Raw genomic sequence first — 18048 nt, 5'->3', positions numbered from 1 at the left:
CTTTCGCGTACGGTCACGGAACGGGCACCCGGCTTGACCTGTCAGTGCCGTGGGGCAGACTTGGCCGGGAATGAGCCATTCGATCAACGACAGTCGGGCCGGCGCCTGATGGCCGATGGGGGACGCGGAAGATGAGCCAGGACGGCGCGCACGGCCGGTACGCGGGGCGGGCACTCGCCAACAACCGCTATCAGCTGCGTGACTTGCTCGGCGAAGGCGGCATGGCCTCGGTGCACCTGGCGCACGACACCATGCTCGACCGCCCTGTCGCGATCAAGACCCTGCACACCGAGCTGGGCCGGGAACAGGCCTTCCGCGAGCGTTTCCGCCGCGAGGCCCAGGCCGTGGCCAAGCTCACGCACACCAACATCGTCTCCGTCTTCGACACCGGCGAGGACAGCCTCGACGGCATGACGATGCCCTACATCGTCATGGAGTACGTCGAGGGCCGCCCGCTGGGCTCGGTGCTCGACGAGGACGTACGGCAGTTCGGCGCGATGCCCGCCGACAAGGCGCTGAAGATCACCGCGGACGTGCTGGCGGCGCTGGAGATCAGCCACGAGATGGGCCTGGTCCACCGCGACATCAAGCCGGGCAACGTGATGATGACCAAGCGCGGCGTGGTCAAGGTCATGGACTTCGGCATCGCGCGCGCCATGCAGTCCGGTGTGACGTCGATGACGCAGACCGGCATGGTGGTCGGCACCCCGCAGTACCTCTCCCCCGAGCAGGCCCTGGGCCGCGGGGTCGACGCCCGCTCCGACCTCTACTCGGTCGGCATCATGCTCTTCCAACTGGTCACCGGGCGCCTTCCGTTCGAGGCGGACTCGCCGCTGGCGATCGCGTACGCGCATGTGCAGGAGGAGCCGGTCGCCCCCTCCTCGATCAACAGAGCGCTCCCGCCGGCCGTGGACGCGCTGATCGCCCGCGCGCTGAAGAAGAACCCGAACGAGCGCTTCCCCAGCGCCGAGGCCATGCGGGACGAGTGCCTGCGGGTCGCGGCCTCCTTCCAGGCGGCACCGCCGAGCATCGTCCCGGGCGCCCAGACCGCGAGCGGCGCGGGTGTCGGCTCCGCGGTCTTCCCGCCGGTCGGCCAGACGCCCCCGCCGGCCACGAACAACGTCCAGACCCCGTACCAGCCGGCCCCCACCCCGAACCCGTACGGCACCCCGACCCCGGCGCCCGCGCCGTCCCCGGCGTACGGCTACCCGCAGCAGGGCGGCTACCAGACGCCGGCGCCGAACGCGTACGCGCAGAGCACCCCGCCGCCGTACAACATCACGCCCCAGCAGGCCCCGCCCGCGACGGGCGGCGGCAAGAACAACAAGCCGGTGATCCTCGGTTCGATCATCGTGTCCGTCATCGCGGTGGGCGGCCTCATCGCGGCCCTGCTGATGAACGGCGGCTCGGACGACGACGCCAAGGGCAGCGACGGCGCGAGCACCTCGGCCTCGTCCCATCCGACGGGGTACCGGTCCGGTGACCCGAACCGGACGGTCGACAAGAGCGAGTGCACCGACCCGCAGGAGTCGTACAACGACCCGGACAAGATCGAGGTGCCGGACTTCACCTACAAGAGCTGGGACTCGGTCCTCTCCTGTCTGAAGGCTGCCGGCTGGCACTACGACAAGACCCCCGTGGACGAGAACACCTGGGGCCAGGGCACCGTGATCCGGCAATCCCCCAAGGCCGGCACGGACGTCGACCCGAAGGACGTGGACATCCAGTTCGACATCTCCACGGGCAACCCGGCGTAGCCGCTGAGACGGTAGGTTGAAAACCGAAGGGGCGGCCGCAAGTTCGGATTGCGGCCGCCCCTTCATCCGTTCCTGGGCCGGTCAGGAACGCTTGAGCACGTAGACCGGCGTTCCGTCCTCGGTGCCGCCCCGGGCGTGGATGCAGGCGTGCTTGCGCAGCAGGCGCAGGCATTCGTTGACGCGGGTGCACCGAGAGTCCGGTACGGGCGGCGATGGAGGCGAGCGGCTGTCGCAGTTCACCCTCCTCGACCAGCACGGGGGCGATCACCACAGCCACGGACCAGACATCCGACGTCACGGAGAGGCGCTGCCGCCAGTCGGCGAGTACGGCTTCCGTGGTCGGGTGCGCGGCGAGGTCGGCGGTGGGCGCCGGCCGGTCGACGGCGAGGACGTCGAGGCGGTTCGCGATGCGGTCCATGGCCTGGGCGATGGCCTGCTGCGCGGTGAGCGTGGCCCGCTGCATCTCCAGCATCTCCCTTTGCAGAGCCAGAGATTCACGCTGTGCGCTCGCGAGCTCCTCGTCGAGCTGAAGGTTGTGCGCTTCCAGCCGGACGATGGCTTCCGCGACCTGTTCCGGCATCGCGTACGCGATCGGGGCGCCCGGCTCGGTGGGTTGAACCTCGGCCTCTTCGAGGGTGTAGGAACCCTCTCGCTGGATGGTCTCGATCACCTCGGCCGCCCACTGTTTGAAGGGGGCGCAGGCCGGCTTGGTGCAGGCGTTGACGAGGAGGATGAGACCTTGGAGAGAGATGACATTCAGGTCTCGGCGCCACTCCCTACCTGCGGGAATGCTGAGACCGTAACCTCCAGTTAGGGTCTCGAGAATCTCTCGCTGGTCGTCCGGCACATGGTCGGAGAGTGCCTTCTGCGGGTTGGTGTGCCCGAGTTGCTTGCAGACGTCCACCGCCGGGAACCAGTGCGCCCCGTCCGGCATCGTCAGCCTGCGGATGCGGGCCCCTGTAGATATGACTGGCTGGGCTGAACGATTCGCCGAGCGGGCATCATGGTCCGATGACCAACGTCAGGCGGGCGCGCGTCGGTGATCTTCCGGAGCTTGTCGCCCTCATCGCCGAGCATGCCGTTTATGAGAAGGCCGATCCGCCCGCCGAGGGGCTGGCCGAGCGGCTGGAGCCCTTGTTGTTCGGGGAGCCCGAGCCTCGACTGATCGGGCTGGTCGCCGAGTTGGGAGAGGGTGGGCCCGTCGTCGGGTACGCCACCTGTTCCGCCGAGGTGTCCACCTGGGACGGGGTCGAGTACCTCCACATGGACTGCCTGTTCCTGCGGGACGGGCATCGGGGGCTCGGCATCGGGGAGTTGCTGATGGACGCCGTGCGCGAGGAGGCGCGGCGGCTCGGGCTCGGGCATGTGCAGTGGCAGACGCCGGTGTGGAACGACGGGGCGATCCGGTTCTACGGGCGGATCGGGGCCACGGCGAAAGAGAAGCGGCGGTTCTTCTGGCCGGTCCGGTGAATGAGTGAGGGGGCCCGCCGCCGCAGGCCCCCTCACTTCACTGCTTCACGTCTACGCGTCAGCTGATCTTCGCGTAGCCGTAGTTGATGAGCTTCTTCACGTCCGCCGTGCGGTTGGCCTCGGAGGACGCGGTGAGGACCGCGCCGATCACCGACTCGCCGTTGAGCGTGGCGGCGAAGACGAGGCAGTACTTGGCCTCGGTGCCGGAGCCGGTCTTCACGCCGAGCGTGCCGTTCCAGCCGAGCAGGGTGTTGGTGTTCTTCCACGCCGCCATGGTGCGCGTGGAGCCGGTCTTCGTGACCGTCTTGGCCGTGTACGACTTGGTCTTGACGACGGTCTTGAAGGTGGAGCTCTTCATCGCGCTGCGGGCGGCCTTCGTCAGGTCGCGCGGCGTCGAGTAGTTGGAGCCCTTGCTGATGCCGTCGAACGAGTCGAAGTGCGTGTTCGTCATGCCCAGGCTCTTGGCCATGGTGTTCATCTTGCCGATGAAGCTCTTGGTGCGGGCGGCGACCGTGGTGCCGGAGCCGTACTTGTCGGCCAGCGCCATCGCGGCGTCACAGCCGGACTTCAGCATCATCCCGTAGAGGAGCTGACGGACGGTGACCTTGTCACCGACGATCAGACCCGCGGACGAGGCGCCGTTGGCGACGATGTAGTCGCTGTACGCCTTCTTGATCGTGACCTTGGAGTCCAGGTTCAGGTTCGACTGCGACAGCACGACCTTCGCCGTCATGACCTTGGTCGTGGACGCGGTGAGCCGCTTGGTGTCGGCGGACTTGGTGAACAGGGTCTTGCCCGTGGCGCTGTTCATCAGGTACCCGCCCTTGGCGGTGATGGTCGGCGTGGTCACAGCCTGCGCCGGCGCCGCGGTGAGAGCCCCGGTGGCGAGCATCGCGCCGGTCGTGAGGGCGACGGCTGCGGCTCTGCGGACACGGAGGCCCTTGGTAGCGGTTGTCAACTGAAATACCCCGAATACGTCGAATTCGCCTGGTATGCGGCCGAGTTGGAGGGGAAAGATGAAGGGGCCGCATGTGTGTGACACGTAAGTAGCACAGAAGGTTGTGCGGCCGCTGGGGCGAATGTCGCGGTCCGCATGGTGGAACGGATCTCTTATGCGTACGTGTTGTATCTATGCTGTGCGCATGCCTTCCGCCCCGCCCGCCGCCACCGCCCCCGCCGACGCCCCCAGCCCCACCTCCGCCAAGCAGCCGCCCGCCGCCGACCGGGTCTACGACCACGTCAAGCAGGGCGTCCTGGAGCGCCGCTACGAAGGGGGCACGCTCCTCACCGAGGGCGAGCTCGCCGAGGCCGTCGGGGTGTCGCGGACCCCGGTGCGGGAGGCGCTGCTGCGGTTGCAGGTGGAAGGCCTGATCAAGCTCTACCCGAAGAAGGGCGCACTGGTCCTGCCGGTCTCCGCGCAGGAGATCGCGGACGTGGTCGAGACCCGCCAGCTGGTCGAGGAACACGCCGCACGGAAGGCCGTACCGGCGTCCCCGCAGCTCATCGCGCGCCTGGAGGAGCTGCTCGCGCGGCAGAAGGAGCAGGCCGCCGCGGGGGATCTCGCCGGCGCCGCCGTCACCGACCGCTGCTTCCACGCCGAGATCGTCCGCAGCGGCGGCAACGAGATCCTCTCCCGCCTCTACGACCAGCTCCGCGACCGGCAGCTGAGGATGGGTGTCGCGGTCATGCACGCCCACCCCGACCGCATCACCAAGACCCTCGCCGAGCACGAGCAGATCCTCGACGCGCTGCGCTCCGGCGACGCGGAGGCGGTCGTCGGACTGATCCACGGGCACGTGGAGTGGTTCTCGCACCTCGCGCGGGGTGAGGTCCGATGAGGTCCCAGGCCCTGCCCGCCGATCCGCCCGGCGGCCGGCGTGCCATGGCGGTCTGGGGCATCGGCGTCTCCGTCTACTTCGTCGCCGTCATCTTCCGTACGTCGCTGGGGGTGGCCGGCCTCGACGCCGCCGACCGCTTCCAGGTGAACGCCTCCGCGCTGTCCACCTTCTCCATCCTCCAGCTGCTGGTCTACGCGGGCATGCAGATACCCGTCGGCCTCCTTGTCGACCGGCTCGGCACCAAGAAGGTGCTGACCATCGGGGTCGTGCTCTTCACGGCGGGACAGCTCGGCTTCGCCTTCTCCCCCTCGTACGGCATGGCCCTCGCCTCTCGCGCGCTGCTCGGCTGCGGTGACGCGATGACGTTCATCAGTGTGCTGCGGCTCGGCGGCCGCTGGTTCCCCGCCCGGCGCGGCCCGATGGTCGCCCAGCTCGCCGGCCTCGCGGGCATGGCCGGCAACCTCGTCTCCACCCTCGTGCTGGCCCGGCTGCTGCACGGCGTCGGCTGGACGGCCGCCTTCGCGGGCAGTGCGCTCGCGGGCGTGGTGGTGCTGGTGCTGCTGCTCCTCTTCCTCAAGGACCACCCCGAGGGCTACGAGCCCGAGCCGCTTCCCCACCAGGGCGCGGCCTACGTACGACGCCAGATCGCCGCGTCCTGGCGGGAGCCGGGGACCCGTCTCGGGCTGTGGGTGCACTTCACGACCCAGTTCCCGGCGATGGTGTTCCTGCTGCTGTGGGGCCTGCCCTTCCTCGTCGAGGCACAGGGGCTGTCCCGGGCGACCGCGGGCGAGCTGCTGACCCTGGTCGTGCTGTCCAACATGCTCGTCGGGCTCGTCTACGGCCAGGTCGTCGCCCGGCACCACGAGGCGCGGCTGCCGTTGGCGCTCGGCACCGTGGGCGCGACGGGGCTGGTGTGGGCGGTGACCTTGGCCTACCCCGGCGCACACGCGCCGATGTGGCTGCTGGTGGTGCTGTGCGCGGTGCTCGGAGCCTGTGGGCCGGCCTCGATGCTGGGCTTCGACTTCGCGCGCCCGGCGAACCCGCCGGAGCGGCAGGGCACGGCGTCCGGGATCACCAACATGGGCGGGTTCGTCGCCTCGATGACGACACTGTTCGCGGTGGGCGTGCTGCTGGACGCGACGGGGGACAACTACCGGATCGCGTTCTCCGTGGTGTTCGTGCTTCAGGCGGTGGGGGTCAGCCAGATCCTGCGGCTGCGGAAGCGGGCGATCCGCAGGGAGCGGGAGCGGCTTGTCGCGAGCCGGGTGGAGACAGTGCACGTTCCCGCGTGAGCGGGGCGCGTCGGTGTGGGCGGCCCTGGGGGCTCCGCCCCCAGACCCCCCGGCCTTTGCCCACCCACCGCCGACCCGGTCGGCTGAAGAGGTGCCGTTACGGCGTCACCGTGAAGTTCCTCAGTATCGCCGCCGTCAGCTGCGGCTCGCCCTCGGCCTTCACCCGGTCCGCCACCGCGTCCAGGGTCACCCGGCCGCAGGCCAGACGGACGTAGGTCTCCCAGTCGAGGGTGAGGGTGGCGGCGGGGCCGAGAGCGGGGGCCGTTTCGAGGGTGCCGCGGCCCTGGATGTCGACGCGGATCGTGCGCAGGAACTCGATGGGGCCGTGGACGTCGATGACGACGGCCGAACTGCGCGGGGCGTCGGCCTTCTCCGCGACCACGGCGGGCAGCTCGGCGAGCAGGTAGTCCCGGGCGATGTGCGCGCCGGGCGAGTCCAGATTGCCCGGGCGGCCGAGGGCGGCGCGCAGATCCTGCTCATGGACCCAGACGTCGAAGGCGTGCCGACGCATGGACTCCTCGAGCGTCAGTTCGCTGCCGTAGGGGCCGCGCACCTTCGAGCCCGGCTCACGCGACTCGTTGCGCAGCTGCCGGTTGCGGCGGATGATCACGTACTCCAGCTCGGACGTCATCTCCGGCGCCGTGTGATGACGGCGGACGTCGACCTGCATCTCCGTGTACCGCTGCTGTTCGTTCGTCACGTGGTACAGGTCGCGCGGGAGCGTGTGGATCGGGCGCGGGTCGCCGAGCATCTCGCAGTCCAGACCGATGACATGGGAGACCACGTCACGGACCGACCAGCCCGGGCACGGCGTACGCCGGTTCCACTCTCCTTCCACGAGCGGGGTCACCAGCTCGGATATCGCTTCGATGGAGTGGGTCCAGGCGTCGGCGTAGGGCTGGAGGGTGGGATGCAGACTCACGGAACGGGACCCCTCGGCGGTCGGTACACGGGCAGGTGGTGGCGGCGTTGCCAGCGGGAGGTGGCTGCACTGAGCGGGTGTGTTGGAACGCTAAGTTACGCTGCTGTGAGGCACCCCGGCAGTGCTTTCGTGTGACGATCGTAGGCCCGTGTGAACGGCTCGAATGCCAGGACGGTGGTAGTGTGCGCGCCTCTCTGATCCAGATCGACGTGAACGAGGACGAATCGGTCGAGTCACGTCGGCTGCGGGTGGCCTCCCTGGTACGGGAACAGGCGGGCGCCGATCTCGTCGTCCTCCCCGAGCTGTGGACCACGGGCGCCTTCGCCTACGAGGGGTTCGACAGCAACGCGGAACCGCTGGACGGGCCGACGCACGAGGCGATGGCGAAGGCCGCGAGCGACGCGGGCGTGTGGCTGCACGCGGGCTCGATCCCCGAGCGCGCCGACGACGGGACGCTCTACAACACCTCTCTCGTCTTCTCCGCCTCCGGTGATCTGATCGCCGCCTACCGCAAGATCCATCGCTTCGGCTTCGACAAGGGCGAGGCCGTGCTGATGGGCGCGGGCCAGGAGCTGGTGACGGTCCGTCTGCCCGAGACCACCCTCGGTCTGGGCACCTGCTACGACCTCCGTTTCCCCGAACTGTTCCGCGGCCTCGTCGACGCCGGCGCCGAGACCCTGGTCGTCCCCGCGGGCTGGCCTGAGCGCCGCCGGGGGCACTGGACGCTGCTGGCTCAGGCGCGGGCGGTGGAGAACCAGGCGTTCGTGCTCGCGTGTGGAACGGCCGGGACCCACGCGGGAGTTCCGCAGGCCGGTCACTCGATCGTGGTCGACCCCTGGGGAGAGGTGCTGGCGGAGGCGGGGGCCGGCGAGGAGATCCTCACGGTCGAGCTCGACCCCGGGAAGGTCGCGGCGACCCGCGAGCAGTTCCCCGCGCTCAAGGACCGCATGCTGGGCCTGGAGACCCCACGCCGGCCGGCCTCCTAGCCTGCGCTCAGTCCTCCTCGCGTTCCTTCTCCGCCAGGTGGATCACGCACACCGCCACCGCGATCAGCAGCGCCGGGTCCGCGTCCTCACGCACGACGTCCACGCCGTACGTCTCCCGGACGTGCAGCCAGCGGCGCGAGACGACGGCGAGGAGCTCGTCGTCGTACTCGATGGCGAACTCCCGGTCGAGGATCTTGCCGCTGACGTCGAGTTCGGTGCTGCCGTCGGCGAGGGACACGCGGTAGTGGTTGCGGAGCAGGGACAGGCGTTTGCGCTTGATGCGCGCCAGGGGCTCGCCGTCCCGCTCGATCACCATCGTGTCGCGCAGCGCGAACATCTTCTGGCGGATGTCGATGAGGACGCGCCCGCGCGTGTCCTTCAGCTCGAAGGTGTCCCGCAGCCGCATGGCCTTGCCGTCGACGAGGAAGACCTTGTTGCCCTGGTCGTCCTCGATCCAGTAGTCGTCGCCGAAGCCGAGCAGCCGGTCGCGTACGAGGAATCTCATGCCATGACCGGTTCCCCGGCAGCCGGTCCGAAACGCCGCCGGTAGGCCGACGGGCTGAGGCCGGTCTCGCGCCGCACGCGCGCGCGGAGGTTCGCGGCGGTGCCGAGTCCGCTCCGCGCGGCCACCACGTCGAGCCGTTCCTCGCCCCGCTCGATCAGCCGGCAGGCCAGCGCCACCCGTTCCCCGGTCAGCCAGGCGAGTGGCGTCGTCCCCAGCTGGGCCCGGAACCGGCGGTGCAGGGTGGCGGGCGAGACGGCCGCGCGGGCCGCGAGGCCTGCCACGGTCAGCGGCTCGCCCAACCGCTCCTGCGCCCACGCCAGCAGCGGCCCCAGCGACTCGTCGGCCACCTCCGGGATCGGCCGCTCCACGAACTGGCGTTGCCCGCCGTCGCGGTGGGCGGCGAAGACGAGGCGCCGGGACACGGCGTTGGCCACCTCGGCGCCATGGTCGCGCCGGATGACGTACAGGCCGAGGTCGAGAGCGGCGGCGCTGCCGGCGGCGGTGAGGATCTCGCCCTCGTCCACGAAGAGCACGTCGGGCTCAAGGCGTACGCGCGGATGCAGGGCGCGGAACGTCTCGGCCCACATCCAGTGCGTGGTGGCCCGGCGCCCGTCGAGCAGCCCGGCCTCGGCGAGGGCGAAGCTTCCCGTGCAGAAGCTCATGACGCGTGCCCCGCGCGCGTGGGTGCGGCGGACGGCGTCCAGGACCTCGGCGCTGCGCGGTACGACGTTGTCGGGGCGGCCCGGGACGACGAGGGTGTCGGCGCCGTCCACGGCGTCCAGACCGGCCGTGCCGGTCATCGCGAAGAAGCCGTGGTTCATGTCCACCGCGCGCGTGGGCGTGCACAGCGTCACCTCGTACAGCGGCCCGGGCCGCCCCAGCTCGGGCCGCGGCAGCCCGAACAGCTCGGTGGCGACGCCGACTTCGAACGGGTTGGTGCCCTCGTCGACGATCACGGCGACCCGGTGCGGGGGCGGGACACGCGGGTGCGGCGGCTGAGGCGGCTGAGAGGATCCTTGCGGCATACGCAATTCCTAGCACTCGTGAACCGCCTGCGGCACCCCGCACGATGACCTCATGGAACCCATCGCGCTCTCCGCCGCCCTCGCCTCCTTCACCGAGCAGTGGAGCCCCCGCATCGTCACCGCCGTCAACGACTACGACGTCCGCATCGCCAAGGTCGAGGGCGACCACGTCTGGCACGTCCACGACCACACCGACGAGTTCTTCCTGGTCCTGGAGGGCGAACTGCACATCTCCCTGCGGGAGTCGACGGGCGAACGCACGGTGACCCTCCCGAAGGGCTCGGTCTTCACCGTCCCCCGCGGCATCGAACACAAGCCCTACGCCCCCACCCCCACCGCCATCCTCCTCCTCGAACCCACCGGCACCCTCACGGTCGGCGACCGCCACGACGAGGTACCGGACCATGTGGACGCGACGACCGGGCATGCGCTGAGCTGACTGTCGGTGCCGGGTGGCACCCTTGATCCATGAGCGACTCCGCACCCCGCCGCGTACGTGTCCGGGCCCCCGAGCTGGTCGGCAAGGGCGGCTGGCTGAACACCGGCGAGAAGCAGTACAGCCTCGCCGACCTGCGGGGACGCATCGTCATTCTCGATTTCTGGACGTTCTGTTGCATCAACTGCCTCCATGTCCTCGACGAACTCCGCGCCCTGGAGCACAAGCACCGCGACACCGTCGTCGTCATCGGGGTGCACTCGCCGAAGTTCGTGCACGAGGCCGAGCATGCGGCGGTCGTGGACGCCGTGGAGCGGTACGGGGTGGAGCATCCGGTGCTCGACGATCCCGAGCTGGCCACCTGGAAGCAGTACGCGGTGCGGGCCTGGCCGACGCTCGTCGTGATCGACCCGGAGGGGTACGTCGTCGCGCAGCACGCCGGTGAGGGGCATGTGCACGCCATCGAGCGGCTGGTGACCGAGCTGGAGGCGGAGCACGAGGCGAAGGGGACGCTGCGGCGCGGGGACGGGCCGTACGTGGCGCCGGAGCCCGAGCCGACCGTGCTGCGGTTCCCGGGGAAGGCGGTGTTGCTGCCCTCCGGGAACTTCCTCGTCAGTGACACCACCCGGCATCAGCTCGTCGAGCTGGCGGCGGACGGGGAGAAGGCCGTGCGCCGGATCGGGTCCGGGCGGCGTGGCTTCGAGGACGGTTCCGCCGACGCGGCCTCCTTCAACGAGCCGCAGGGGCTGGCGCTGCTGCCGGACGGCTCCGTGGTGGTCGCCGACACGGTGAACCACGCCCTGCGGCGCTACGACCCGGAGTCGGGCCGGACGACGACGCTCGCCGGCACCGGCGATCAGTGGATGCAGGGCGACGCCACCTCGGGCCCGGCCCGCGAGGTGAACCTGTCCTCCCCCTGGGACGTGGCGTGGTGGAACGGCAAGGTGTGGATCGCCATGGCCGGCGTCCACCAGCTGTGGACGTACGACCCGGACGGCGGCACGGTGTCCGTCGCCGCCGGTACCACCAACGAGGGTCTGGTCGACGGGCCCGCTCCCGAGGCCTGGTTCGCCCAGCCCTCCGGGCTCGCCGCCACCCCGGACCGGCTGTGGCTCGCCGACTCCGAGACGTCCGCCCTGCGCTGGGTCGACCTCGACGGCACCGTCCACACCGCCGTGGGAACCGGCCTCTTCGACTTCGGCCACCGCGACGGCGCCGCCGAACAGGCCCTCTTCCAGCATCCGCTGGGCGTCACCGCGCTCCCCGACGGCTCGGTCGCCGTCAGCGACACCTACAACCACGCCCTGCGCCGCTTCGACCCGGCGACCGGCGAGGTCACCACCCTCGCCACCGATCTGCGCGAACCCAGCGACGCCGTGCTCGTCGGTGACGACATCGTGGTCGTGGAGTCCGCCCGGCACCGGCTGACCCGGCTGCGGCTGCCGGAGGAGGCCGTGAAGGTGGCCTCCGTCGCTCATCGCACCCAGCGCGCGGCCACCGAAGTGGCCCCCGGTGAGCTCCGGTTGGACGTCGTCTTCCAGGCGCCGGCCGGGCAGAAGCTCGACAGCCGGTACGGGCCGTCCACCCGGCTGCTGGTCTCATCGACCCCGCCCGAGCTGCTGCTCGACGGCGTGGGTGAGGGCGCGGGCACCGACCTCTCCCGCGTCCTGCGCCTCGATCCGGCCGTAGGGGAGGGCGTGTTGCACGTCTCCGCGATGGCCGCGTCCTGCGACGACGACCCGGCCAACGAATACCCCGCCTGCCATGTCCACCAGCAGGACTGGGGAGTTCCGGTCCGCCTCGTCGAGGGCGGGGCGGACCGGCTGCCCCTGGTGCTGGCCGGGATGGACCCCGACCAGAGCGACCAGTAGGCCGATAAGGCCACTATCGGCGACGCGGGCGCGGGGCCAGCTTGTACAGCGCCACGCCCGCGGCCGCCAGGGTGGTGGCCGTGACGACCAGGGCCATGCTGTTCATCCACAGGCCGGTCGCGGCCAGGGTGGCGCCTCCGGCACCGGTGGTGCCCGCGCCGATCACTCGTCCGTACATCGTGCTTCTCCTAGTTGGGGATCATGTGGCGACCCACTTCTCCTCGCTGCGGCGCAACATGCCCCACAGCGAGGTGAAGTAGACGGCGTGCTGGAAGAGGTCGTAGAGCATCTCCGGAACCATCAGCGCCGCGACCAGGACGGCCCTCGGGCCGGCCCGCCGTACGGAGACCGTCTTCTCGACGACGAAGATCAGGCCGATCCCCGTCCAGAACGGGGAGAAGCCCGGCCAGCCGTACAGCGTGGTGAACGTGGCCATGTAGACGAGGTAGACGAGGAACGACAGCGCGCCGAAGCCCATCAGGAACTGCTGGGCGAAGTAGCGGGCGGTGACCTTGGTCCAGCCGTAGTCGCGCAGGTTCTCCAGGGCGCCGCGCTGCCAGCGCAGCCGCTGGTGCCAGAGCTTGCCCAGCGTCGGCATGACCTCGGTGGTGACCGCGCAGCCGGCCGGGGACATGGCCCGGTAGCCGAGGGTCTTGACGGCCTTGGTCATCTCGTCGTCCTCGGTGAGCGAGGCGAGGCTGTAGTAGCCGCTGCCGCCGCCGATCACCCCGGCGCGGCGGGCCGCCCGCACCTCGCGCAGCACCCGGGCACGGAACATGGTGCCGGTGCCGGTGAGCACCTGGGCCTTGCCGCCGGTGCGCTCCAGTTCCCAGGCGTAGCGGTGGAACTCCATGCGCTGGAGCAGACCGAGGAGTCCGCCGCCCTCCTCGCCGTAGAAGACCCCGCCGATGGCGCCGACCTTGCGGTTGAAGGTGGCGAGGGCGGTCTGGGCGAACGAGGGGTCGAGGACGGTGTCGGCGTCCTGGACCAGCAGCAGGTCACGGTCGTCGAGGTGGGGCAGCATCCAGGCGATGGCCTGGTTGAGGGCGCCGGCCTTCTTGTGGGTGTTGCCCTGGGTGTGGAACACCTGGGCGCCGTGCGCGACTGCGATCTCGGCGGTGTCGTCGGTGCAGTTGTCGCAGACCACGACGACGAGGTCGGGCCGCCGGGTCTGGTCGCGCAGGCCGTCGATGGCGGCGCCGATGCGGTCGGCCTCGTTGTGCGCCGGGATCAGGACGGCGAGCCGGGGGCGCGTCGACGGCTCCTCGGGGGCCGCGTGGGCGCGGCGGGCCGCGTGGCGACCGCTGGGCGCCGCGAGGTCGAGCACGGCGGGCCCCCTGGTGCGAAGTCTTGTGAGGAAGAGGCCCGGTACCACTCACCCCCCGGGCCTCCAAGTCCTCACAAGTCTTCACGAAACCCATACAAGCCGACAAGCAGTCCGGTGTAACGGACTGCTCACGGTTGTCTGGATATTTCCTGTGAGTCCAATTGGTGACGAGCTGTCAGAAATCCCTGCGCTGACGCCCCTCTTCGTCGATGACCGGCGTGGTGGGCGGCACCACGACCCGCCTGCGCCGCGCGATGCTGCTGAAGGTGCTGACCCCGATCAGTCCGACGATCATCAGGATGATCCCGACCAGATCGAGGTTGACCCCCTGCATGTCCCAGTCGGTCGCGAACGTGAGGATGGCTCCCGCGGCGATGAGGATGATGCATCCGCCGAGGCCCATGAGTGTCGCCTCCCCTGCATGAAGTTTCCGTCAGGGGCGGGTAACCAGGCGTGCGGAAACTATCCCTCCAGAAACGCCACCAGCGCGTTGGCCAGCAGATGCGGGTCGTCCGCGCCGCACAGCTCGCGCGCGCTGTGCATCGACAGGATGGCCACCCCGATGTCGACCGTCTTGATGCCGTGCCGGGCCGCGGTGATCGGGCCGATGGTCGTGCCGCACGGCATGGAGTTGTTGGAGACGAAGGACTGGAACGGCACGTCCGCCTTCTCACAGGCGGCGGCGAACACCGCGCGCCCCGAACCGTCCGTCGCGTACCGGTTGTTGACGTTGACCTTGAGGATCGGGCCGCCGTTGACGCGCGGATGGTGCGTGGGGTCGTGGCGCTCGGCGTAGTTGGGGTGGACCGCGTGGCCCGTGTCGGAGGAAAGGCAGATGGTGCCCGCGAACGCTCTGGCCCGGTCCTCGTACGACCCTCCGCGCGCGAACACCGAACGCTCCAGCACGCTGCCGAGCAGCGGCCCGTCCGCACCGGTGTCGGACTGCGAGCCGTTCTCCTCGTGGTCGAAGGCGGCGAGTACGGGGATGTAGCCGAGGTCCGGGCCGGCCGCGACCGCGGTCAGCGCGGCCACCCCGGCGTGCACGGACAGCAGGTTGTCCATGCGCGGACCGGCCACCAGCTCCTGGTCACGGCCCAGGTAGGCGGGCGGTTCGACGGAGTGGACCATCAGGTCCCAGCCGGTCACCTCGCCCGCGCCGAGCCCTTCCTCCTCCTCCAGGAACGCGATCAGATCGCCCTCGCGGACGTCGTCGCCGAGCCCCCAGATGGGCTGTAGATGCCGCTGCTTGTCGAGCTTGAGACCCTCCGCCGACACCGAGCGGTCCAGGTGGATGGCGAGCTGCGGGACCCGCAGCAGCGGCCGGCCCACGTTCACCAGCCGCGTCGAACCGTCCCGCAGGGTCAGCCGGCCCGCCAGGCCCAGGTCACGGTCGAGCCAGGAGTTCAGCAGCGGTCCGCCGTAGATCTCCACCGCCACCTGCCGCCAGCCGTGCGCCCCGGCGTCGGGCAGCGGCTTGACCCGCAGGTTGGGGGAGTCGGTGTGCGCGCCGACGACGCGGAACGGCGTGTGCGCCTCGGCGCCCTCGGGGACGTACCAGGCCACGATCGCGCCACCGCGCAGCACGTACTTGCCGCCGCTCGTCCCCTCCCAGGCGTCCGTCTCGGCGACCTGCCTGAACCCTGCCTTCTCCAGCCGCTCGGCGGCGTTCGCCACGGCGTGGTACGGCGAGGGGCTGGCCGCCAGGAAGGACATGAGGTCGTCGGTGTGGCCGCGGTCGAAGCGGGGGGGTTCGCTCATGGGGTTCACCTTAACGACGAAGAGGTTCACCTAGACGACGTACGAGGGCCCGCTCCCGGCGATGGAAGCGGGCCCTCGGGAGAGCTGTGCTGATGTGTCCTAGAACGCGGCCTCGTCCAGTTCCATCAGGTCGAGCTCGACGCCCTGGGCGAGCTTGCGTGCACCCGTGACACCCGGCAGGACGTTGGCCGCGAAGAACTTCGCCGCCGCGATCTTGCCTGTGTAGAAGGCCTTGTCCTTCGCGGAGGCGGTCTCCAGCTTCTCGGCCGCGACCGCGGCGCCCTTGAGGAGCAGGTAGCCGACGACCACGTCACCGGAGGCGAGCAGCAGCCGGGTCGTGTTGAGGCCGACCTTGTAGATGTTCTTGACGTCCTGCTCGGTGGCCGCGAGGTCGGTCAGCATCAGGCCGACGATGGCCTCCAGCTCGACGGCGGCCTTGGCGAGGTGCTCACGGGCGGCGGAGAGCTCCTCGCCGCCGGTGCCGAGCGCCAGGAACTTCTTGATGTCCTCGGCGAGGCTGTTCAGGGCCGCGCCCTGGTTGCGGACAATCTTCCGGAAGAAGAAGTCCTGGCCCTGGATCGCGGTCGTGCCCTCGTACAGGGTGTCGATCTTGGCGTCCCGGATGTACTGCTCGATCGGGTACTCCTGGAGGAAGCCGGAGCCGCCGAAGGTCTGAAGCGACTGGGCGAGCTGCTCGTAGCCCTTCTCGGAGCCGTAGCCCTTCACGATCGGCAGCAGCAGGTCGTTCAGCGCGTGCTCGGCCTTGGTGTCCTCGCCCGCGGCCTCCTTGACGGCGATCGCGTCCTGGATCGAGGCGGTGTAGAGGACGAGCGCGCGCATGCCCTCCGCGTACGCCTTCTGCGTCATCAGCGAGCGGCGCACGTCCGGGTGGTGCGTGATGGTGACCTTGGGCGCGGCCTTGTCACCGAAGGCGGCGAGGTCGGAACCCTGGACGCGCTCCTTGGCGTACTCCAGCGCGTTCAGGTAGCCGGTCGACAGCGTCGAGATGGCCTTCGTGCCGACCATCATGCGGGCGAACTCGATGATCCGGAACATCTGGCGGATGCCGTCGTGCTTGTCGCCGATCAGCCAGCCCTTGGCGGGGTGCTGGTCGCCGAAGGTCATCTCGCAGGTGTTGGAGGCCTTCAGGCCCATCTTGTGCTCGACGTTGGTGGCGTAGACGCCGTTGCGCTCGCCCAGCTCGCCGGTCTCGAAGTCGAAGAGGTACTTCGGGACGAGGAAGAGGGACAGGCCCTTGGTGCCCGGACCGGCACCCTCGGGACGCGCGAGCACGTAGTGAAGGATGTTCTCCTCCATGTCGTGCTCACCGGAGGTGATGAAGCGCTTGACGCCCTCGATGTGCCAGGAGCCGTCCTCCTGCTGCACGGCCTTGGTGCGGCCGGCGCCGACGTCCGAACCGGCGTCAGGCTCGGTGAGCACCATGGTCGAACCCCAGGTCCGCTCCACGGCGATCTGGGCGATCTTCTTCTGTACGTCGTTGCCCTCGTCGTAGAGGATCCCGGCGAACGCCGGGCCGGAGGAGTACATCCACACGGCCGGGTTGGCGCCGAGGATCAGCTCCGCGTACGACCAGATCAGCGAGGGCGGGGCGACCGTGCCGCCGATGCCCTCGGGCAGGCCCAGACGCCAGTACTCGGAGTCCATGAAGGCCTTGTAGCTCTTCTTGAAGGACGCGGGGACCGGCGCGGTGTTGGTCTCCGGGTCGAAGACCGGCGGGTTGCGGTCGGCGTCCGCGAAGGACTCCGCCAGCTCGTTCTCCGCGAGCCGGGTCAGCTCGTCGAGGATGCTCTTCGCGGTCTCGACGTCCATCTCCTCGAAGGGACCCGTGCCGTACAGCTTGTCGCGGCCGAGCACCTCGAAGAGGTTGAACTCGATGTCGCGGAGATTCGACTTGTAGTGCCCCATGGCGACGGCTCCCTGGAGAGACGGGCGAGGCACTGGATCCTCGCGCTAGTTCACGTACCGACAAGTAGCTTCGATACGATGATGCTACCCGTCGGTAATAAGTCGCAACCCCGATCCGGCCATCTGTGACGGTTCACACCGGAAGGGTGAGAGTGGCGGTGTATCCCGCGCCCACACCGCCCTTCACCGACGCGAGCTGCCGGTCGTACCCGTCACGGAAGATGCTGTCGCTCTCCAGGGAGAGGCTGGCGAGATTGCGCACGCTCGCCGCGTAGCCCTCGGTGGCGTACACCGTGTCGCAGACGTCCTTCGGGAAGGCCAGCTGCGAGGTGCTGGTGATGTCGGTCGCGGCGGTCGCGTCCGCGAGGCCCCCGTAGACCTCGAAGTGGATGTGCGGCCAGCGGCCCGGGTAGCAGCCGGGGAAGACGCTGGTGAAGGTGACCTGGCCCTTCTCGTCGGTCTCCTGCACACCCCGCAGATAGTTCTCGTCCGTGACCCCCTCCGTATAGAGGGAGTAGCGGCCCTCACGGTCGCAGTGCCACAGATACACGGCGGCCCCCTTCTTCGGCGTACCGCAGCCGGAGTCCGCGTCCACGACGGTGAGGGTGACGGTCAGCGGCACGCCCCCGGCGGTGCCGCCCGCCGAGTCACCGAAGCTCTTCCGGATGTCGCCGCGCACGACCCCGCTCTCCTTGAGGACGTTCACACCGTTGGAACCGTCGCCGGGGTAGGGACCGGCGGTCTCCTCCGGGATGGTCGCGCACGCCGAGCCGGCGGAATCGTGTTCCCCGGAGCAGCCGACCAGCGGCACCAGGCTCGCCCCCGCCATCAGCCGGATCATCCGGCGGCGGGCGAGGACGGGGAGGTCGTACGAGAGCCCTCTGTCGTGCTCATGGACGTGCTCATGGATCTCGTCGTGCTGAGGTCGGCGCATG

17 protein-coding genes and 1 pseudogene are annotated in these 18048 nt (G+C 69.8%); 7 read left to right on the top strand and 11 right to left on the bottom strand.

The genetic code is table 11. The features are described 5' to 3' along the window. Positions 1–131: 131 nt before the first annotated feature. Positions 132–1757 (top strand): protein kinase domain-containing protein, encoded by a 1626-nt coding sequence (locus OG866_RS21500; protein ID WP_329336960.1) that lies wholly within the window; start codon positions 132–134, stop codon positions 1755–1757. Between the two features lie 81 nt (positions 1758–1838). Here the strand turns inward: OG866_RS21500 and OG866_RS21495 are convergent. Continuing rightward, positions 1839–2691, bottom strand: a pseudogene (locus tag OG866_RS21495) (BRO family protein). Between the two features lie 77 nt (positions 2692–2768). On the opposite strand from OG866_RS21495, the gene OG866_RS21490 reads away from it, so the two are divergent. Next, a complete protein-coding gene (locus tag OG866_RS21490) occupies positions 2769–3227 on the top strand; it encodes a GNAT family N-acetyltransferase (protein WP_329336959.1) in 459 nt (152 codons plus the stop codon). Positions 3228–3285: 58 nt separating this feature from the next. Here the strand turns inward: OG866_RS21490 and OG866_RS21485 are convergent, their stop codons facing one another. Further along, positions 3286–4185: a D-alanyl-D-alanine carboxypeptidase family protein gene (locus OG866_RS21485; RefSeq protein ID WP_329336957.1), complete on the bottom strand. Its 900-nt coding sequence runs from the start codon at positions 4183–4185 to the stop codon at positions 3286–3288. Between the two features lie 184 nt (positions 4186–4369). On the opposite strand from OG866_RS21485, the gene OG866_RS21480 reads away from it, so the two are divergent. Next, a complete protein-coding gene (locus tag OG866_RS21480; protein WP_329336956.1) occupies positions 4370–5065 on the top strand; it encodes a GntR family transcriptional regulator in 696 nt (231 codons plus the stop codon). Continuing rightward, positions 5062–6357 carry an MFS transporter gene (locus tag OG866_RS21475; protein ID WP_329336954.1) on the top strand — a complete coding sequence of 432 codons (1296 nt, stop codon included), beginning with the start codon at positions 5062–5064 and terminating at the stop codon, positions 6355–6357. Before OG866_RS21480 ends, OG866_RS21475 begins: the two co-directional genes overlap by 4 nt. Positions 6358–6454: 97 nt before the next feature. Here the strand turns inward: OG866_RS21475 and OG866_RS21470 are convergent, their stop codons facing one another. Continuing rightward, positions 6455–7279, bottom strand: a complete 825-nt coding sequence (locus OG866_RS21470; RefSeq protein ID WP_329336953.1) for a maleylpyruvate isomerase family mycothiol-dependent enzyme — start codon at positions 7277–7279, stop codon at positions 6455–6457. Positions 7280–7461: 182 nt separating this feature from the next. Between OG866_RS21470 and OG866_RS21465 the strand changes: the two genes are divergently transcribed. After that, positions 7462–8265 (top strand): carbon-nitrogen family hydrolase, encoded by an 804-nt coding sequence (locus OG866_RS21465; protein ID WP_329336952.1) that lies wholly within the window; start codon positions 7462–7464, stop codon positions 8263–8265. Positions 8266–8272: 7 nt separating this feature from the next. Here the strand turns inward: OG866_RS21465 and OG866_RS21460 are convergent, their stop codons facing one another. Both OG866_RS21460 and OG866_RS21455 read right to left on the bottom strand, forming a co-directional pair. Next, positions 8273–8770 (bottom strand): LURP-one-related/scramblase family protein, encoded by a 498-nt coding sequence (locus OG866_RS21460; protein WP_329336950.1) that lies wholly within the window; start codon positions 8768–8770, stop codon positions 8273–8275. Beyond that, on the bottom strand, positions 8767–9795 hold the full coding sequence (locus OG866_RS21455; RefSeq protein ID WP_329336949.1) for a GlxA family transcriptional regulator: 1029 nt from the start codon (positions 9793–9795) through the stop codon (positions 8767–8769). Before OG866_RS21455 ends, OG866_RS21460 begins: the two co-directional genes overlap by 4 nt. Before the next feature lie 52 nt (positions 9796–9847). Between OG866_RS21455 and OG866_RS21450 the strand changes: the two genes are divergently transcribed. Both OG866_RS21450 and OG866_RS21445 read left to right on the top strand, forming a co-directional pair. Beyond that, a complete protein-coding gene (locus tag OG866_RS21450; protein WP_329336948.1) occupies positions 9848–10234 on the top strand; it encodes a cupin domain-containing protein in 387 nt (128 codons plus the stop codon). A 29-nt stretch (positions 10235–10263) separates the two neighbouring features. After that, positions 10264–12102, top strand: coding sequence for a thioredoxin-like domain-containing protein (locus OG866_RS21445; protein ID WP_329336947.1), 1839 nt, complete (start codon positions 10264–10266; stop codon positions 12100–12102). A 13-nt stretch (positions 12103–12115) separates the two neighbouring features. Here OG866_RS21445 and OG866_RS21440 read toward each other — a convergent pair whose 3' ends face one another. The 6 genes from OG866_RS21440 to OG866_RS21415 all read right to left on the bottom strand — a co-directional run bounded on the left by OG866_RS21440 (position 12116) and on the right by OG866_RS21415 (position 18047). Beyond that, the gene (locus tag OG866_RS21440) at positions 12116–12280 is read right to left on the bottom strand and encodes a hypothetical protein (RefSeq protein WP_165951232.1); all 165 of its coding nucleotides are present in this window, start codon (positions 12278–12280) and stop codon (positions 12116–12118) included. A gap of 21 nt (positions 12281–12301) precedes the next feature. Continuing rightward, on the bottom strand, positions 12302–13429 hold the full coding sequence (locus OG866_RS21435; protein WP_329336945.1) for a glycosyltransferase: 1128 nt from the start codon (positions 13427–13429) through the stop codon (positions 12302–12304). 175 nt (positions 13430–13604) lie between these two features. Beyond that, positions 13605–13832 (bottom strand): DUF6458 family protein, encoded by a 228-nt coding sequence (locus OG866_RS21430; RefSeq protein ID WP_329336944.1) that lies wholly within the window; start codon positions 13830–13832, stop codon positions 13605–13607. 59 nt (positions 13833–13891) lie between these two features. Then, a complete protein-coding gene (locus tag OG866_RS21425; RefSeq protein WP_329336942.1) occupies positions 13892–15187 on the bottom strand; it encodes a M18 family aminopeptidase in 1296 nt (431 codons plus the stop codon). A gap of 99 nt (positions 15188–15286) precedes the next feature. Beyond that, positions 15287–17113 carry an acyl-CoA dehydrogenase gene (locus tag OG866_RS21420; RefSeq protein WP_329336941.1) on the bottom strand — a complete coding sequence of 609 codons (1827 nt, stop codon included), beginning with the start codon at positions 17111–17113 and terminating at the stop codon, positions 15287–15289. Between the two features lie 133 nt (positions 17114–17246). Further along, on the bottom strand, positions 17247–18047 hold the full coding sequence (locus tag OG866_RS21415; protein WP_329336940.1) for an intradiol ring-cleavage dioxygenase: 801 nt from the start codon (positions 18045–18047) through the stop codon (positions 17247–17249). Position 18048 lies beyond the last annotated feature (1 nt).

Source organism: Streptomyces sp. NBC_00663, assembly GCF_036226885.1.
Lineage (GTDB): Bacteria > Actinomycetota > Actinomycetes > Streptomycetales > Streptomycetaceae > Streptomyces.
This window is presented reverse-complemented; position numbering and strand designations above follow the sequence as displayed.

Excerpts from the sequence above, each read along its gene's own strand:
- OG866_RS21480 (WP_329336956.1), top strand. The coding sequence starts at position 4,370 with ATGCCTTCCGCCCCGCCCGCCGCCACCGCCCCCGCCGACGCCCCCAGC.
- OG866_RS21475 (WP_329336954.1), top strand. The coding sequence starts at position 5,062 with ATGAGGTCCCAGGCCCTGCCCGCCGATCCGCCCGGCGGCCGGCGTGCC.
- OG866_RS21500 (WP_329336960.1), top strand. The coding sequence starts at position 132 with ATGAGCCAGGACGGCGCGCACGGCCGGTACGCGGGGCGGGCACTCGCC.
- OG866_RS21450 (WP_329336948.1), top strand. The coding sequence starts at position 9,848 with ATGGAACCCATCGCGCTCTCCGCCGCCCTCGCCTCCTTCACCGAGCAG.
- OG866_RS21430 (WP_329336944.1), bottom strand. The coding sequence starts at position 13,832 with ATGGGCCTCGGCGGATGCATCATCCTCATCGCCGCGGGAGCCATCCTC.
- OG866_RS21445 (WP_329336947.1), top strand. The coding sequence starts at position 10,264 with ATGAGCGACTCCGCACCCCGCCGCGTACGTGTCCGGGCCCCCGAGCTG.
- OG866_RS21455 (WP_329336949.1), bottom strand. The coding sequence starts at position 9,795 with ATGCCGCAAGGATCCTCTCAGCCGCCTCAGCCGCCGCACCCGCGTGTC.
- OG866_RS21415 (WP_329336940.1), bottom strand. The coding sequence starts at position 18,047 with ATGCGCCGACCTCAGCACGACGAGATCCATGAGCACGTCCATGAGCAC.
- OG866_RS21420 (WP_329336941.1), bottom strand. The coding sequence starts at position 17,113 with ATGGGGCACTACAAGTCGAATCTCCGCGACATCGAGTTCAACCTCTTC.
- OG866_RS21490 (WP_329336959.1), top strand. The coding sequence starts at position 2,769 with ATGACCAACGTCAGGCGGGCGCGCGTCGGTGATCTTCCGGAGCTTGTC.
- OG866_RS21425 (WP_329336942.1), bottom strand. The coding sequence starts at position 15,187 with ATGAGCGAACCCCCCCGCTTCGACCGCGGCCACACCGACGACCTCATG.
- OG866_RS21460 (WP_329336950.1), bottom strand. The coding sequence starts at position 8,770 with ATGAGATTCCTCGTACGCGACCGGCTGCTCGGCTTCGGCGACGACTAC.
- OG866_RS21440 (WP_165951232.1), bottom strand. The coding sequence starts at position 12,280 with ATGTACGGACGAGTGATCGGCGCGGGCACCACCGGTGCCGGAGGCGCC.